The organism is Endozoicomonas numazuensis (assembly GCF_000722635.1).
GTDB classification, from domain to species: Bacteria; Pseudomonadota; Gammaproteobacteria; order Pseudomonadales; family Endozoicomonadaceae; genus Endozoicomonas_A; species Endozoicomonas_A numazuensis.
Genome location: NZ_JOKH01000004.1, coordinates 402,645 through 419,582 on the forward strand (window position 1 = coordinate 402,645; position 16,938 = coordinate 419,582).

Genomic DNA, 16,938 nt, shown 5'->3' on the forward strand with positions numbered 1-16,938 from the left:
AACGGAATGTTTATGGCTGTTAACACTGGGTTGCACAGGCTTATTGGCTAAGCTGTTCCTGCATTCTCAAGACTCTTGTTTTTCTCAATTGCTCACCCACCGCTTTGCCCTTAAAACCCTGAGCAACAATTTCTTTGGCATTCATTGACAGGCAGAGAGCGAGAAGCGCTTTCAGCATCTCCTGGCGGTTTTTGGGGAGAGGCTTTTCTTGGGCCTCGGCGATGCAGCTGCAGGCTTTCAAAAATGCTTCAAAGCGTTCTGTCCGTCTGAATGCGTCTGTTTTTTCAAACAGAGTCATCCAGCGCTCTGGTTCTCTGTCTGCAGAGTGTTCAATTAAGTCACCGCTGTACTGAAACGTCAGGTTAGCCATCTCCGAAAACTGAGAAGGTGTTTTCAGTCGCTTGACCAGTGCCTTGATCATTTCTTGATTGAGTTCTAGTTCATTGGCAAAGGTTGCAGCGAATCTGACTTCAGGAGACTCCTGTCTGGATGCTGCAACCTGAAGCGATTTCATACCTGTTGAGTCTTTCTTCAGAAACGGTGTCCATTCAGGCATCACCACACTCATGGCATTACAAGCTGAGAGCACTTTAAAAAAGATTTCAGGGTTGGGTTCGCAAAGTGCCCTTGAGGTTTCCTGCCAGACTCGTTCGGCAACAAGATATGAGGCTTCGCCGCTATCAACCATAGAGCGCATCAGCTTCATCGTTTCAGGTGCAACACTGAACCCCAGGTGGTGAAATCGGGCTGCAAACCGGGCTACCCGAAGAATGCGTAAGGGGTCTTCCTGAAAGGCAGGTGAGACATGACGAAGTAACTTTTGCTTGAGGTCTGTCTGGCCATTATAGGGATCATGTATATTTCCCTGTTCATCCTCTGCTATAGCATTAATGGTCAGGTCTCTTCGGATCAGGTCTTCTTCCAGAGTGACATCAGGTGCTGTATGAAAAACAAAGCCGTTGTAACCATGGCCTGACTTTCTCTCAGTACGGGCCAATGCGTACTCTTCTTTGGTTTCAGGGTGGAGAAAAACCGGGAAATCCTGGCCAACTGGTTGAAAGCCCTGATCGATCATTTGCTGTGGACTGCTGCCAACGACTACCCAGTCGTGATCCTTAACCGGAAGGTTCAGTAACTTGTCTCGAACGGCACCGCCGACCAGAAAAATGTTCATGTCATCTCTATCTAAACCGTTGATTAAATCATCTTAACTTCCTGACTGTGAGCTGTGAACAGGAAGTCTATCAACAAAAAAAGCAGAAAAAGCCTGATTTTGAGTTTATATGGCTTTACCGAAGAATGTGATTATGGGGAGGACTGTTCAGCCAGAGCTTGCCCTGTTCCATCGCAATAGTCTTCAAAGGGGGCTTGAGCATACATTGAGATCTTTAGTAAAACGTGGCGTATCATTTTTTTTCATAGGCCGTTTTGCTGTACATGGGCAAACAACTCGTTATATGGGATTGAATGCATGAAGGCTTAGGGAAGGTAGGCCTTAGCCCCACAAGATTTATTCGTCCCTTCCCTGAACAATCAAAAGGGGATGAAAAAAGAAAATGTTAATTGGCAAAATTGGCCACGAATGATTAAAAAAATCTGCCCCCTGGATCTGGGAATTCTTATGGATTTTGTGCATGATTGCGAACGGGCCAAAAGCCTTTGTCAATGGAGATTGGCAATGGAGATTGGCAATTATAAGTTATCAAAAAGGGTTTAAGGAGCTTAGTCCCTCCCGGCTGGCTGATGTCGGAAACCTTTTTGTGTTTACAAAACAAACCGATTTGAGTGGAAATGTCGTCGGCTTTAAATCAAACCAGCCGAGAATCAGTGAATCGTGTTTTGTCACCTTGGAGGGAGGCAATATGATCCATAAATGTCAGGCATTTCCCGATTAGATATAACGGCATGGGTCAAGGATTACGTTTGCCGACACTGGGGGAGACACCAAATGTTTGAGGCCAATGCCGTATTTAATTCTGACTTTGTCCAGGGAGGGGCAGCTAAGCTTTGGAAGGCTATTTCTCCACTCTACAGCGTAGATGAGTCAGCCTGGCTTGCTCAGCTGGTCGATCTGGCCAGACCAGAACCGCAGCGATTAGCTGCAGTAACTCGACGAGCCACTGACCTGGTGGAACAGGTTCGAGTTCGTGAAGATTCCATCCACATGATTGACTCCATGCTGTTGCAATACAGCCTGGATACCCGCGAAGGTATTCTGCTGATGTGTCTGGCAGAAGCCCTGATGAGAGTGCCTGATTCTGAAACAGCCGATGCTCTGATTCGTGACAAGCTCAGTGTGGCTGAATGGGAAAGACACCTTAAGAAAAGTGATTCCTTGCTGGTGAACGCTTCCACCTGGGGACTGATGTTGACCGGTAAAGTGGTAACATTGGATAAGACTGAAGACGGTCGCCCAATAAGTGTAATTGGTCGTCTGGTTAAGAAAATGGGTGAACCTGTGATTCGTCAGGCTGTGAATCAGGCGATGAAGATTATGGGCGAGCATTTTGTGCTGGGTCGCACTATTGAAGAAGCACTCAAGAACGGTCGTAAACCAAGGGAAAAAGGTTATACGTATTCGTTTGATATGTTGGGTGAAGCGGCTCTGACAGCCAAGGATGCAGAGAAATATCTGGCATCTTACATAGCTGCTGTTAAGTCCGTTGGGCAGGAGAAGAGTGACGGATTTAAAGGCCCAAGTCCTACTGTTTCTATTAAATTGTCTGCGTTGCATCCCCGTTATGAAGTGGCCAATGAAGCTCGAGTTCTTACCGAACTGTTCGACAGCGTACTGGGTTTGATTCGAACTGCCAGAAGTTTGAATGTTGGCATCACTATTGATGCAGAAGAGCAGGATCGCCTTGAATTGTCGTTGAAACTGTTCGAAAAGCTTTATCGTCATCCGGACTGTCAGGGCTGGGGTGATTTTGGTCTGGTGGTTCAGGCTTACGGTAAGAGAGCGTTGCCTGTTCTGGCCTGGTTGGCTGCACTGGCAAAAGAGCAGGGCGATCAAATTCCTGTGCGTTTGGTTAAAGGTGCCTATTGGGACAGTGAAATCAAGTTGTGCCAACAGTCCGGGCATTCAGGATACCCTGTTTATACTCGTAAAGAATCCACTGATGTTGCTTATCTGGTCTGTGCCCGCTTCCTGTTGAGTGAGCCTGTTAAAGGGGCTATTTATCCTCAGTTTGCTACACATAATGCTCATACTGTGGCCAGTATTCTGAGCATGGCAGAGCACGAACACTTTGAATTCCAGCGTTTGCACGGAATGGGAGATGCTCTCTACAACACGGTGTTGGAGAAGGAAAAGTCTCACGTCCGGATTTATGCGCCGGTAGGCAGTCACAAAGATTTGCTGCCTTACCTGGTGCGTCGACTGCTGGAAAACGGTGCTAACTCATCTTTTGTTCATCGTCTGGTAGATGCCAAGACTCCCGTTGTGGATCTGGTTCACCATCCGGTCTCAGTGCTTGAGAAGCATAGCTCTCTGGCTAATGACCGAATTCCCTTACCTGTAGATATTTTTCGTTCGCTACCGGCATTTGGAGAGAATAGAGCTAACTCCATGGGTGTCAATATCGATATTGAGTCTCAGTGGCAGCCGTTTTCTGAATCGGTTCAGAAATTTATGACCAAAACGTGGCATAAGGGTCCTGTCATTTCTGGTCAGCAGGTAGAAACTGAAAAAACGGTGAATGTGCACTGCCCATACCAGCTCAGTGAGTTGGCGGGCTGTCTGCATTACGCCGGAGAAAAAGAAGTGGATCAGGCTATTGCAGTCGCTCACAAGGCCTTTGACAGCTGGAATCAGACGCCGGTTGAAACTCGTGCCCAAAGCCTGGAAAAACTGGCAGATTTGCTGGAATCTAATCTCGAAGAGCTGGTGGCCCTGTGTCATAAAGAAGCAGGAAAAACGATTCACGACAGTATTGATGAAGTGCGTGAAGCGGTTGATTTCTGTCGTTACTATGCCAATCAGGCTCGTAAGAAATTCTCTGCACCACAGATTATGCCTGGACCTACCGGTGAGTCGAACGAGCTCTACCTGACTGGTCGTGGTGTATTCCTGTGCATCAGTCCATGGAACTTCCCTCTGGCTATCTTCCTGGGGCAGGTGGTCGCCGCTCTGGCTTCCGGTAATACCGTTGTGGCCAAACCTGCTGAGCAGACCACTCTAATTGCTGCTCGTGCGGTTGGTATGATGCTGGAAGCAGGCATTCCCGGGGAGGCCATCCAGTTAGTGCCGGGTGAAGGTAAGGATATCGGTCATCAGTTGACCTCTGATCTTCGTATTGCAGGCGTAGCTTTTACAGGGTCAACCCAGACAGCGCGTTTGATTAACCAGACTTTGGCAACACGTGAAGGGGCTATTGTGCCTCTGATTGCTGAAACCGGGGGTCAGAATGCCATGATCGTAGACTCCACGGCGCTGCCAGAGCAGGTAGTGACCGATGTCGTTCAATCTGCTTTCGCCAGTGCCGGGCAGCGTTGTTCCGCCCTGCGTGTTCTTTATGTTCAGGAAGATATTGCTGATCGTATTGAAGACCTGCTGGTAGGTGCCATGGCTGAACTGAAAGTGGGTAATCCTTCTCTGCATGAAACGGATCTGGGTCCTGTAATCAGTGAAGTGGCTCAGAAAGGACTGCAGGCCCACATTGATCGCATGAAGCAGGAAGCACGCCTTATTGGGCAAGTTGATCTGGGTGCAGAATGCAATGAAGGTTACTTTATTGCTCCGGTCGCTTTTGAGATTGAAAGCATCAGTCAGTTGGACAAAGAACAGTTTGGTCCCATTCTGCACGTGATTCGTTACAAGGCCTCTGAGCTGGATAAGGTTATCCGGGAAATCAATGGCACAGGCTATGGTTTGACACTGGGTGTGCACAGCCGGAATGAAGCGACATCCTCTTACATCGAGCAGAGTCTGAAAGTAGGAAATGCTTATATCAATCGAAACCAGATTGGTGCGGTTGTAGGTGTTCAGCCTTTTGGTGGTCAAGGTCTTTCCGGCACAGGACCAAAAGCAGGCGGCCCACACTATCTGTATCGTTTTGCAACCGAACGTACCCGCAGTATTAATACGACAGCGGTTGGAGGTAATGCCACGTTGCTGTCTTTGGGAGCAGGTCACTAATCATCTAAAACCCGGGTTCCCATGCTCCTGCGTAGGAACCCATATCTCTCATAGTGCATTGTCCGGTTGTTCTGGAGGGCATGCGTTCCCACGCTCAGCGTGGGAAAGAGGGGTTTTATAGCGGCTATTCAATCCATGTTTTTGATATGGATGAACACCTGACAAAGAGCCCGTCGCTCTGATAACAAATTTTGCCTGAGTTTTTTTGGGGAGTCGGATAAACCTTTATCTGGCAGTGCTCAGGACAAATTATAAATAACGGAAAGAATAATGATTACGAATACTTTTGCGACAATAGTGACATTTGTCGTGTATCTGGCCATGATGTTGATGATTGGCCTGTGGGCCTGGAAACGTACTGCAAATTCAGAAGATTATTTCCTCGGTGGGCGGAGTCTGGGGCCCTGGCCTGCAGCTCTGAGTGCGGGTGCTTCTGATATGAGCGGGTGGCTTTTACTGGGTCTGCCTGGTTATGCCTTTGCTTCAGGTGTTGAAGCTTTCTGGCTGGCAGGAGGCCTGCTGATAGGCACCTGGCTGAACTGGTTGTTGCTGGCTCGCCGTCTGCGAGTTTACAGTGAAGCATCAGGCAATGCGCTGACTCTGCCAGAGTTCTTTACCAACCGCTTCCGAGATACCTCTAAAATGCTGCAGGTGGTATCCGCTTTCTTCATCCTGTTGTTTTTCCTTTTCTATACCAGCTCTGGTCTGGTTGCGGGTGGCAAACTGTTTGAAACGGTTTTCGGACTGGATTACACCTGGGCGGTTATCATAGGCACCCTGTGTGTGATCTCCTACACGCTGTTCGGGGGCTTTCTCGCTGTATCCTGGACGGATCTGGTTCAAGGTCTGTTGATGGCAGCAGCTATGGTGATTGTACCGGTTATTGCACTGCAAACCGGAAATACCGATACTTCTTTGTTTGAGCAATTACGCGTTCACAATGCAGAACTGTTGAACCCATTTACAACCTCTTCTGGCGAAGCTCTGGGCTGGATGGCTATTGTTTCTCTGATGACCTGGGGTCTGGGGTACTTTGGACAGCCACACATTCTGGCTCGTTTTGCAGGCATTCGCTCTGAAAAAGATGTACCTACAGCTCGTCGTATAGCAGTTGGCTGGAGTGCAATCTCTATGCTGGGTGCCATTATGGTGGGCCTGATTGGTTTACTCTATATCAATGAAATGGATCTGTCTCTGGGAGACGGTGAAACTATTTTCATGGTTATGGTTAATGCACTGTTCCACCCAGTAGTCGCCGGTATTCTGCTGGCGGCTATTCTGGCTGCGATTATGAGTACTGCAGATTCTCAGTTACTGGTCTCTTCTTCTGCTCTGGCAGAAGACTTCTACAAGGCCGTTCTTCGTAAAGACGCTGATCAGAAAGAAGTTCTGATGGTGGGCCGACTGGCTGTCATTCTCATTGCACTGGTTGCTCTGACTCTGGCCATGTCACCTGACAGTTCTGTTCTGGGACTGGTTTCTTATGCCTGGGCTGGATTTGGTGCTGCGTTCGGTCCAGCGTTGCTCATGAGTCTATATTGGAAGCGTATGAACCGAAATGGTGCTCTTGCTGGAATTATTGTGGGTGGTGTCACTGTCGTTCTGTGGAAGCAGGTGTCGGGCGGTATTTTCGATCTTTACGAAATTGTTCCGGGCATGCTGTTTGCCTTTATCGCTATCGTGGGTGTCAGCCTGAATTCCTCTGAGCCGAAAGCTGAAATCATTGAAGAGTTTGATGAAGTGGAAAAAGCTCTGGCTTGATTGCTATGAGTGATTGATATTAAAAACAAGTGGCTGTGAAGTAGCAGTCACTTGTCCGATAGCCTCCTACTTGTCCGACAGCCTCCTGGACAGAAGATAAGGTTGAGAAAGCATTCTGTTTAAAATGGTGCCGATGAGAGGACTTGAACCTCCAACCTTCGCATTACGAATGCGCTGCACTACCAGTTGTGCTACATCGGCAAAACAATCTGGAATTCAGGAACTTTCAATATTAGGTAGCGTTTCTGAAATGACCAAGAATGTAGATCTATTTTTTTATAATAAAAGCAAAGCTGTTGAGGCCTTGCTAAGGATTTGTCTTGAAATAACTTCCCGATTAAAACATGAACTGCGTTCACCCTGAGCCTGTCGAAGGTTGGTGGCTCTGGGCTTCGACAGGCTCAGCCCGAACGGGGGGGCAAAAAGGAAGTTATTTACGGACTATTCCTAACCGGCCGGTCTGGAGAGTGACCCAGTAATGAGGCCACTTCCCTGATTATAAGTTCATCTCTTTTCGACTTACTCCAGAGTTACCCGGTTGGCTTCTTCAAGACTGGTCACCCCCTGCAAAACTTTTAACAGTCCGGACTGGCGCAAGTTGTTGAAACCTTCCTTTTGGGCTGTCTCAGCAATCTGAAGGGAGTTGCCTTCTTCCATAATGATTTGTTGCAGGGCAGGTGTTATTTTAACGACTTCATAAATACCTACCCGGCCTTTGTAACCCTTACTGCACTGATCACATCCTTTCGGGCCAAAAATAATAGCGCCCTTGATCTGCTCATCACTGAAACCCTCTTCCAGCAGGGCTTCTCTGGGAATGTTCTTCTCTTCTTTGCAGTGACTGCATAATCGTCTGGCCAGACGCTGGGCAATGATCAGGCTTACAGAGGTAGCAATGTTAAAGGAGGGGACGCCCATGTTCTGCAGACGAGTCAGGGTTTCTGGAGCGCTGTTGGTGTGCAGTGTCGACATAACCATGTGGCCTGTCTGGGCTGCTTTGATGGCAATGTTGGCCGTTTCGATGTCTCGAATCTCACCCACCATGATGATATCGGGATCCTGACGCAGGAAGGCGCGTAAAGCCTGGGAGAAATCCATCCCCTGTTTTGGATTGACGTTGACCTGATTTATGCCTTCAAGGTTTATTTCTACCGGGTCCTCCGCTGTGGATATGTTCCTTTCTGCGGTATTCAGAATATTCAGACCGGTATAGAGAGAAACCGTCTTGCCGGAGCCGGTGGGGCCAGTAACAAGAATCATTCCCTGGGGTTGATGCAGGGCATCCATATACATGTCTTTTTGGGCTTCCTCATAACCCAGAGCGTCAATACCCATTTTGGCGCTGGAAGGGTCGAGAATTCGTAATACAATTTTTTCCCCCCAGAGTGTGGGCAGCGTGTTGACTCGAAAGTCGATAGACTTGCTTTTAGACAGACGCATCTTGATACGACCATCCTGAGGTTTACGGCGTTCTGAAATATCCATCGCGGACATAATCTTCAGGCGGGAGGCGATTCTTGGAGCCAGTCCGGAAGGAGGCTTGGCCGCCTCATGAAGAACACCATCCGTTCGGAAACGGACCCTGTAGGTTTTTTCATAGGGTTCAAAGTGAAGGTCAGATGCGCCAGTTTTGATCGCCGTCAGCAGCATTTTATTGACGAATTTAACGACTGGAGCGTCATCATCGGTTCCAGATTCTTCATCGTCCGATTCTTCAACGGCACCTACTTCCAGATCTTCGAGGTTACCAAATTCGTCGTCATCAAAATTCGATAGCGCATCTTCACCTCCATCAAGCAACCGGTCTATAAAGTTTTCCAGTTTGTTTTCTTCGATGAGAACGGAGTCCACCATGAGACCGGTACTGAATCGAATTTCATCGATCGCAGTATGATCGCTGGGATCAACAATTCCGACAAATAATCGGGTACCCCGCTTCATTAAAGGGATCAGTTTGTGTTTACGGATCAGTTTTTCAGGGATCAGGTCTTTCGGCGCGGCTTCCGGGTCATAGGCATTTAAGTCCAGTACCGGCATACCGAATTCTTCTGCAGTAGCCAAAGCAATATCTTTGGCATTGAGCAGATTTTCATGAATCAGATAGCTGGAAAGCGTTTGTTTTGCTTTTTCTGCCTGAGAGAGTGCGGAGCGGAGCGTCTCTTCATCAATCAGCTGGTCGACAACCAGTCGAGCAGCGAGTCCTGTCAGAGGTTTATCGGCCATGCCTTATTTATCCGTTTGTTTTTCTTGTTTCTGTTCGCTGATTTCTACTATATCAGCACTAAGACAAGAGCTTAAACAGGATATTTCAGAAAGTGTCGACGAACACGTATACAGCTATGTAAAGGAGTTGTTCTGGGAGAGGCTAATGGGGTGAACAAGGCTGTGGCGTTGATTCTGATAATAAAAAGCCATTATCCTGAGATAATGGCTTTTCAGGTTGGTAAATTTCAGCGATTAATCCACGTTGTCAGGTCTACCCGTGGAAAGCCTCTGGTCTGATAATTACCAGAAAGGCTTTACCTGGCGGGCGTTTCAGCTTTTATTGACGTGCTGGCAGGGTGAAATGCATAAGACGAGTTTGTGAATTCCAACCTTTGGGTTTCCCATCATCATAGCTGACCAACATAAAGGTTTTTTCGCCCAGTATCGTATCAGGACCTAGGGCAATGGCATCGTAACCAGTCTGATGAATATTAAAGTCCGGGTTGTTAGGTATCAGCCTTAATGAATCCGGGTGCTCGCTGTCAAATACCAAAGTTCTGGACAAAAAATCTCCAGGTGTCTTGTGGAATATGTTGTTTAGCTCGTCGCCTTCAAACGTTGTTTTGCCCCTGAAGTCCTTCCCACTGCTCAGGTCTACCAGAAAGACCCGGTTTACAAAACGTGGTAGAGCTCCCGAATAAGGCAATTCCGTTTTTTCCAGGAATAAGGCTTGCTTGTTGTTCAGAATGGCTATGTCACTCACTGTGCGAATCGGGTCGCCCTTGAGCTGTTTTCTAAGACGAGGCACCACTTCATAATATGAAAAATTATAGAGCTTTTCAGAGAGTGTTGAGACTTCTCCTCTAGGGGGCAGTCCGTTACTGTTCTGATGTTTTTCGGACAGAAGCTTGTCTTCGATAGCCAGCTGTTCAGTCGTAAAGGTGACCACCCTGGCTGGCGGAGGGGTGCCTCTGACGGTCCATTTAGTCGCATCTTGAACCAACGCGCCAGCCGTAACAGAGACGTAGTTATTGCTGCCTGGTACATGGTCAAGGCTTTTCACACCGAGCCCTTGTTGAATACCGCTTAAACCTTTATGGAATGGAATCCAGTTAGTGTTTTCGTAATGCTTCGGTAACCTGAAGGCGCTATCAACCTGACCCGATTTTACATCGTCGCTGTTGGTCAGAAGGAATTTCGATGTCAGACCAACGTCGTACCAGTGCGAACCTCTAGAGACCTGTTTGGGCATTTCCCAGAAAAGATAAACAAACGCTGCGGGAATGGCTTCAACGATTGGTACAGGAAAGTAATCATGAACAGTGTCCATGGCTTTCATGAAGCCCGTGTTACGGGTGTCCGGATCCGTTGAGTGACGATTGGCGTGTTTATACCCAAGACCTATATGAGCGGGAATATCGAAAACTCTGTAGTCCAGGGTACTGGTAAAATCTCTTTCGCTCTGGCTGGAGGATATCAGCAACTTGCCGTCTTTGGTCGTAGTGATGCCACTGGGGGCAATGTGACCATCGTTCAGCCATAGAGGATTGGTTACAGCGTGTTTGCCTTCTACTAGCTTGTGTTCAGACACTTCACTGGGAGATAGGTCATGGTCGCTGGGGTCCCGTGGATCCAGTGTTACTCTGCTCATATCCAGTTTGTAATACCGGGGCTTTGAAAATTCTGCTAAGCCATTACTACCGGTGAAGCCCGCTCCGGCATCACCCGAGAGCAGGTAAAGCGCTCCTGTTGAATCATTTTCGGCAGGGACGAAATGAGCGCCTGTAATATGCGTGACCTTTTTTTGATTGTCAGAGGGCACGACAAGGCTTCCTAAATATTTAACACCTTTGAGGGGTGCTACTTTTCCTGGGGTTTCTGCAGACCAGCCGGGAGCCGCTAGAATGAAGCAAAGCGCTGAACCAGTCAGGGCACTTCTTCTTTTCATCATTGATAACAACACCTGAAATGAAACAACCCCATAAAGATAGCCATAATTTTTCATTGCGGATGTATTTTTGACTGATCCTGGCTTGAAGCTTGTCTTGAAGTGAAAAAGGTAGAAAGAAAGTATTTAAAAAACGGGTAGTTAGGATCATATATGGTCGATTTTAGGGGGGCTGGCTAACGCGACCTAATGTTCCATTTACAGGCATTTTAAAACTAAACCCGTAGACTGCTTCCAGTTCGTCTGGTCTGTCGCTTTATCAACTGCCAGCGACTGACTACCAGGGAAGCAAGAATCAATATACAGCCAACTAGTGCCTGCTTATCCATGGATTCTCCCAGCCAGTAAAGGCTCATCATTGCTGTCCAGAGGGGTTCAAGTGTCATGATCAGGGCAGCACTTCCTGCAGTGGAGTTTTTTATGCCCCAAGTTTGCAGGGTATAGCGAAAACCTGTGGCTAGCAAAATTGCAGCCAGCAGCCAGCCCCAGGCTGATGAGTCGACGGTCTTCGGCCAGGATTCGGTGAAAAAGGAAACCAATGCTGCCAACCCTCCTACTACCGCCACCTGGATGGCAGTAAAAGGAAGAGAAGGAAGGTTCTGGCCAAAATAGTTGGTCAGATTGATATGAAGGGCAAACCCGAAGGCCGAAACGAGAAACAGCAGCTGTGCCGATTCAAGTTGCCAGTTGCCATCCAATGCCAACAAGGCCATACCAGCTAATGCCAGAGGCAGGGCGAATAGAGTCTCTCGTTTCAGGTGACTGCTGAAAAACAGCCAGGCAATAATCGGAGCAATAATAGTCAGCATGCTGGTAATGAATGCCCCCTCGCTGACCTGGTCTGCACTGTTTAGCGCCAAAATCCAGACCATCATACTGATACCCTGAACCAGCCCTGCGAATACTGCATAGCGCCACTGTTTCAGGTTCAACCTGAATAGTGAATACCAGCAGAAGAGAATCAATAACAGAAAAGAACCCAGGAATCGTAATGCCAAAAAAGCGATGGGAGGGAGATCTTCAAGAGCCAGCTTGGTGAATATCCAGCCACTGGCTGCCAGTATCGTCACCAGCAGCATTACAGCGTCGGCCTGGAGAGATCGAGACATGTTGAAGTAGAGTCCTGAGTTAAAAACAGCCTGATTGTATAACTGGCACATCAGCTTTGTAATGAGGAGTTATCAAGCTGTTTATTTCTTCCTTTTTTAAATCGAGAAAGCGCTCAAAACTGATGGTTGAATTCGACTCTCCAGTTCCAGTCGTCATTGACTTCAATGGCAGAGTAGTTACCAAACACTCTTACGTTCTGATAGGGGGTGATCTGATAACTGGCAACGATTTCATGATGCAGGCCGTCCATTCGGTCTGACATGTAGTCATTGTCGTTGAACGTAGTGATATACATGGGGTTATAGTTCAACCAGATTTTGTCGGTCAGAGTGATTTTTGCATAGGTGCCAATCACACCATACGTGGACGGTATAGCGTAGCCTACACTGCCAATCTCATTTTTCTGTCCTCTGATATCCGCAGAGTCGCTGACGGTCAAACCAATACCAGCCAGTGGATAGAATTGAACAGAGCCCATTGCAGGCAAAGCCTGAATAAAGCTGTAAGAAGCATTACCGGTGCCGCTATCAAAATTCCAGTTGATATCGATCTGGGCACCACGGCCATTGGTCGTATCCAGCTTGAAGTTCCGAAACCGCAGGCTGTCGACGGAATCATCACCCTTAAGCCCCAGCAGATCGGCCCCCATGCCTTTTATTTCAATAATATTCATGGCCATGCTCTCTACAGAGCCAGTGTCGTAGGCTTGGCCAATCTTGATATTAAGGCCTTTGTTGGTGACGCCTGCACCGGCCTGGGTGTAAACAGCGAGAGGATCAGACATATCCTGAACTCCTTTGGCCGTTGATGAGAATGAAGCAAGGCAGCAGACAGCAAGCACTGCGCCTGAAAATTCAGATTTCTTGTAATTCATGGTCTTTGATGCAACAGGGTGACTCCCATTGCAAGGCATGGGAGTCACAGAGATTATTGTTAAAAATCAGTTATAGAGGTGGGCGTCGACGGTTTGTCTGTGCTCAGGGCGGGGGACAATTTCGAAGGCCGGGTTAAAGCTAACCATTGAGCTTTGAAGCTTGCTGATGGTGGTCTTGTCGCCCTCAATCCCTGCCAGCTTTTTGTCGAAGAGTTCTTTCAGGGTCGTTTTCTTCAGTACTATGTCGGTGACATCGCTCTTGTTGATATAGAGCGTGGAGTCAGACTGTCGTGCGTCTTTCACCAGACCGTTGTTCAGGTTGCCATTAGACATTTCCACGAAGTAAGTTTCTTCAATGTCAGGAAGAATGACATTCATTGTGAACGACTTATGCTGAGCAACGGTGGAATCTACTTTAACAGCCATGTAGTCCAGCAAACTGCCCATCGTCATCTCTGCCAGTACATCGGGAGAAGCCGTTTTTGGAATGCCCGGCTGTGAGCCAATGCGCAGTTCCTGGGCTCCGGAAAGATAAGTATTACGCCAGCCCATGGTTTCAGACTGATAACCCAGTTGTTCATAGGTATCCGCCAGAAGCTGACGAGCAATCTGGTTGCCAGGCTCCGCTTTAACCGCTTTATTCAGAACCGTGGCCACGAAGCGATACTCGCCTTTATCAAAGTCTTTTTGAGCTTTGGCAACGATGGACTCAATGCCTCCCATGTATTCTACAAACTTGACGGACTCCTCTGCTGTAGGCAGTGGGTTCAAGTTGGCCGGGTTCATATCGAAATAGCCTAGGTACATGTTATAGACGGCTTTAGCGTTATGACTGTAAGAGCCATGATAGCCATTGGTGTGCCAGGCTTTCTGGATGGAATCTGGCAGAGCGTTAACCACCGCATCACCAATGTCCTGTAAAACAACACCATTATTAGCCAGTCTTAGAGTCTGGTTGTGAACAAAACCGTAGTTATCACGCTGCAGTTTCATGAAGTCGTTAACGGTTTTGTTACCCCAGACTGGTGAAGAGTGAGATCCAAAGAGCACCTCAATATCAGAGCCCCAGGCATTGATCATGGTATTAATGTCCTTGGACCACTTGAGTGTATCCCTGACCTTGGCTCCTCGCAGGGTATAGATGTTATGCATACCGTGATACATCATTTCGCCTGTCCACAGAGCCTGTTTCGATGGAATATAAGTAGCCATGCCCGCAGGCGCTTCTGTCCCGGCGGTATCGATGAAAATCATTTCTACGCCATCGATGGTCAGGGTTTCGAACTTACTGTCTTTATTCAGGTTGTAGTCCGGCTCAACAAAGGTAATGTCGCCTTTGCCATATTCGCTGGAGCTGGTGGACATGGCCTTACCCAGACCGGCATCGACCAGGCCACGCTTACTGGGAGTCAGAGTGGATCCATACTGGTAAGCAGCTCTACGAGACATGGCATTACCGGCCAGAACGTTCTCATCGACTGTCTCTTTGGTCATGTTACTGGGAGCGTAGACCTTGATGTTGGGAAACAGGTTCTTGATTGCTCTGGAGCCACCAAAGTGGTCGGCATGACTGTGTGAATAAATCATGGCGACAATGGGGAGATCACCACCTTCAGGTACACTGTTCAGGAAGAAGCGGGTTGAAATTTCTGCGGCCTGACGTGTCAGTAGAACGTCATAAGCGATCCAGCCACTTTCTCCCCGTATAAAGGTGATGTTGGAAAGGTCAGTACCTCGTACCTGATAGATACCATCAGTCACTTGATAGAGGCCAGCTGCCGTATTGTTTAACTGAGCCTGACGGTAAAGCGATGGATTGACGGTGTCGGCTATGGAATCCTGCTTAATAAAGTCATAGTCATTGCGCATGATGTTGGCGGCAGTCCAGGACAGGGGCTTGATCAGTCTGGTCTGATTTCGTTTGAAGGCATCACGGTCCTGCCAGTTAAGCATTTTGCTATATGCTCTATTGATCTCAATGGTTTGTTGAGTGGCTGGTTTACCTTTGGCATGCAGGGTCATCTCTTCGTGATGACCCGCTGTAGCCTGGGTCGATATGGCCAGCAGGGTGGCCAGGGCAATCAGTTTCTTTCGGGTTGTTGAGGGGGATTTCATTCGGCGCTCCTGAGAATATTTAGAGTGGTTCATATCAGTGAGCAGCAGTTTATGAAGATCCTGGTGAGGGAAAAATAAAGGGAAATTGATTTCATTCATTACGTCAGATTATGAGTGCAGGGTAATGGACAAAAAGTTTGATCTGAAAATGCTGGAAGTTTTTCTGGAGGTGTATCAGCTGGGTTCTATTACTCAGGCGGCGGATGCTCTTGATATGACTCAGCCAGGTGTCAGTGGTGTTCTGAAACGATTACAGGAACAGTTGGGTGTTGAGTTGTTTGTCAGGGAAGGAAGAGGCATTACTGCCACCCATCATGCGATGCGGTTGGCTGATGAAATAGAGCCGGCTTTCGGCAGTGTTTATTCAGCCCTTGAGAATCTCAAGACATTTGACGTGCAATCACCCCATCAATTCAAAGTTTTTGCAAATGAGCCCATGTTACAGAGGTTGTTACCTCGGGTAGAGAGTGACCTTTCTATGGGGCAGTGCCGTATAGAGTTTCATTTAACGCCTAATGATGAAGAGCAACTGCTTCAGCAGCTGAGCCTGCAAAAAGCTGACCTGGCCATAGATGTGGGTGGACTGAGCAGCCACTCCTATGAGTCAAAACCTTTTTTTCTGGACCAGCTGGTGCTGGTCTGCTCGAGACATCATCCCAGAGTGCAGGGAGAGATCACAGAGCAACAATATTATGCCGAGAAGCATATAGCGATACAGCTCAGGCGTTCACATCAATACCTTGCGGACTATATCGCTATAGAAAATCTGGAGCAGAGAAGCATTGCTGGCGAATGTAATTCCCTGCTATCGATGATGGCCTTGTTAGCCAAGAGTGAGTGTCTTGGGGCGACTACCATGTCGCTGGCAGAAGAGTATGCCAGGAGTTTTGATCTTCAGATACTGACACCGCCTTTTTCTTTTGAACCTGTGACCCACCGGATGCTATGGCATAAACGCAGTAATGATCATGCTGCACACCAATGGTTGAGGCGGAAGCTTCAGGAGTTGGTCAGTTAGAGCAGTCGGTAATTGATAGAAAGAATCACCGTAACAGGTTTGTTGTGAGGTGTAGGCAACGGCAATGAGCGCTCAATAGCTCTCAGGCTGCTGGTTTCAAATGCTCTTTTGCCTGCCAGAACTCTGGCCTTTCCCAGAGTTCCGTCTGCGTTAATTTCAGCTTCGATTTTTACCTCACCTACCAGGCGTCTTCTTTTCGCCTGATAGGGATAGACTTTGTAGCGATTGATTCGGTACTGAAGTTGAGCCACCCATTTCTGAAACTCATCAGATTGAGTGCTTCTGGCTTGAGGGTTGGCAAGTTCTTCAACGGACTCTCCAGCAGTTTGCTGACTTACAGAAGGCGCTGGTGGTTGGGAGGGCTCAGTTTTTTTAAGGCTTTTTGTTTTGAGGGTGTCCGATTCTTTTTGAGTTTTCTTCTTTTCTGCTCTTGTCGTTATAACTTTCTTGCTTTCCGCATTTTTAGTTTCTTGTGTATTTTCAGTGTTTTCTTCTATCTTTTCGGGCGCTTTCTGTTCGGAATTGGTCTCTTCCTTTTGGGCGGGTGGAGTCTTTTCAGCAGCAGTCATCAAAGAAGGTTGATGGGAGACCAGTTTGATTTGAATGCCCGGTGCCTTGGGGGCAGCCACCCAGCTCCCCCCGGGAAAGCCCAGAAGAGAAGTGTGAAAAATCACTGAGAGGGTCAGGGGGATTAGGAGGTGCCTGATATCGGATTCCTGTTCCTTGATTCGCAACCCAGAGAGCATAGCAGCTCATTGAGAGGTTAAATG

The 16,938-nt window shown here is 47.9% G+C and carries 10 protein-coding genes and 1 tRNA gene; 3 read left to right on the forward strand and 8 right to left on the reverse strand.

Translation table 11 applies throughout. The features are described 5' to 3' along the window. Positions 1-40 precede the first annotated feature (40 nt). Complete coding sequence (locus tag GZ78_RS18560; RefSeq protein ID WP_034839309.1) at positions 41-1,174, reverse strand: multifunctional CCA addition/repair protein; 1,134 nt, start codon at positions 1,172-1,174, stop codon at positions 41-43. Positions 1,175-1,948: 774 nt separating this feature from the next. Between GZ78_RS18560 and putA the strand changes: the two genes are divergently transcribed. Both putA and putP read left to right on the forward strand, forming a co-directional pair. Then, the gene (gene putA, locus GZ78_RS18570) at positions 1,949-5,137 is read left to right on the forward strand and encodes a bifunctional proline dehydrogenase/L-glutamate gamma-semialdehyde dehydrogenase PutA (protein ID WP_034839313.1); all 3,189 of its coding nucleotides are present in this window, start codon (positions 1,949-1,951) and stop codon (positions 5,135-5,137) included. A gap of 270 nt (positions 5,138-5,407) precedes the next feature. Next, complete coding sequence (putP, locus tag GZ78_RS18575) at positions 5,408-6,898, forward strand: sodium/proline symporter PutP (protein WP_201772755.1); 1,491 nt, start codon at positions 5,408-5,410, stop codon at positions 6,896-6,898. Between the two features lie 125 nt (positions 6,899-7,023). Here the strand turns inward: putP and GZ78_RS18580 are convergent. The 6 genes from GZ78_RS18580 to GZ78_RS18605 form a co-directional block, all read right to left on the reverse strand. Next, positions 7,024-7,099 (reverse strand) — tRNA-Thr (locus GZ78_RS18580). Positions 7,100-7,417: 318 nt separating this feature from the next. Continuing rightward, positions 7,418-9,121, reverse strand: coding sequence for a type IV-A pilus assembly ATPase PilB (pilB, locus tag GZ78_RS18585; RefSeq protein WP_034839316.1), 1,704 nt, complete (start codon positions 9,119-9,121; stop codon positions 7,418-7,420). Positions 9,122-9,440: 319 nt separating this feature from the next. After that, positions 9,441-11,054 carry a hypothetical protein gene (locus GZ78_RS18590; RefSeq protein ID WP_152558819.1) on the reverse strand — a complete coding sequence of 538 codons (1,614 nt, stop codon included), beginning with the start codon at positions 11,052-11,054 and terminating at the stop codon, positions 9,441-9,443. Positions 11,055-11,266: 212 nt separating this feature from the next. Then, positions 11,267-12,160, reverse strand: coding sequence for a DMT family transporter (locus tag GZ78_RS18595; protein WP_034839321.1), 894 nt, complete (start codon positions 12,158-12,160; stop codon positions 11,267-11,269). A 113-nt stretch (positions 12,161-12,273) separates the two neighbouring features. Continuing rightward, entirely contained in the window at positions 12,274-12,945 is a 672-nt protein-coding gene (locus GZ78_RS18600; RefSeq protein WP_201772756.1) for a hypothetical protein, read from the reverse strand. Between the two features lie 156 nt (positions 12,946-13,101). After that, positions 13,102-15,150 (reverse strand): alkyl/aryl-sulfatase, encoded by a 2,049-nt coding sequence (locus tag GZ78_RS18605; protein WP_051786340.1) that lies wholly within the window; start codon positions 15,148-15,150, stop codon positions 13,102-13,104. Between the two features lie 124 nt (positions 15,151-15,274). On the opposite strand from GZ78_RS18605, the gene GZ78_RS18610 reads away from it, so the two are divergent. Next, positions 15,275-16,168 carry a LysR family transcriptional regulator gene (locus GZ78_RS18610; protein ID WP_034839322.1) on the forward strand — a complete coding sequence of 298 codons (894 nt, stop codon included), beginning with the start codon at positions 15,275-15,277 and terminating at the stop codon, positions 16,166-16,168. On the opposite strand, the gene GZ78_RS18615 is transcribed toward GZ78_RS18610, so the two are convergent. Beyond that, positions 16,165-16,914: a TonB family protein gene (locus GZ78_RS18615; protein ID WP_081869933.1), complete on the reverse strand. Its 750-nt coding sequence runs from the start codon at positions 16,912-16,914 to the stop codon at positions 16,165-16,167. The genes GZ78_RS18610 and GZ78_RS18615 overlap by 4 nt on opposite strands. Between the last annotated feature and the right edge of the window lie 24 nt (positions 16,915-16,938).

What these genes read in the sequence shown, in the direction of transcription:
- GZ78_RS18615 (WP_081869933.1), bottom strand. Translation starts at nt 16,914, where the DNA reads ATGCTCTCTGGGTTGCGAATCAAGGAACAGGAATCCGATATCAGGCAC.
- GZ78_RS18610 (WP_034839322.1), top strand. Translation starts at nt 15,275, where the DNA reads ATGGACAAAAAGTTTGATCTGAAAATGCTGGAAGTTTTTCTGGAGGTG.
- GZ78_RS18605 (WP_051786340.1), bottom strand. Translation starts at nt 15,150, where the DNA reads ATGAAATCCCCCTCAACAACCCGAAAGAAACTGATTGCCCTGGCCACC.
- pilB (WP_034839316.1), bottom strand. Translation starts at nt 9,121, where the DNA reads ATGGCCGATAAACCTCTGACAGGACTCGCTGCTCGACTGGTTGTCGAC.
- GZ78_RS18595 (WP_034839321.1), bottom strand. Translation starts at nt 12,160, where the DNA reads ATGTCTCGATCTCTCCAGGCCGACGCTGTAATGCTGCTGGTGACGATA.
- putA (WP_034839313.1), top strand. Translation starts at nt 1,949, where the DNA reads ATGTTTGAGGCCAATGCCGTATTTAATTCTGACTTTGTCCAGGGAGGG.
- GZ78_RS18600 (WP_201772756.1), bottom strand. Translation starts at nt 12,945, where the DNA reads ATGTCTGATCCTCTCGCTGTTTACACCCAGGCCGGTGCAGGCGTCACC.
- GZ78_RS18560 (WP_034839309.1), bottom strand. Translation starts at nt 1,174, where the DNA reads ATGAACATTTTTCTGGTCGGCGGTGCCGTTCGAGACAAGTTACTGAAC.
- GZ78_RS18590 (WP_152558819.1), bottom strand. Translation starts at nt 11,054, where the DNA reads ATGATGAAAAGAAGAAGTGCCCTGACTGGTTCAGCGCTTTGCTTCATT.
- putP (WP_201772755.1), top strand. Translation starts at nt 5,408, where the DNA reads ATGATTACGAATACTTTTGCGACAATAGTGACATTTGTCGTGTATCTG.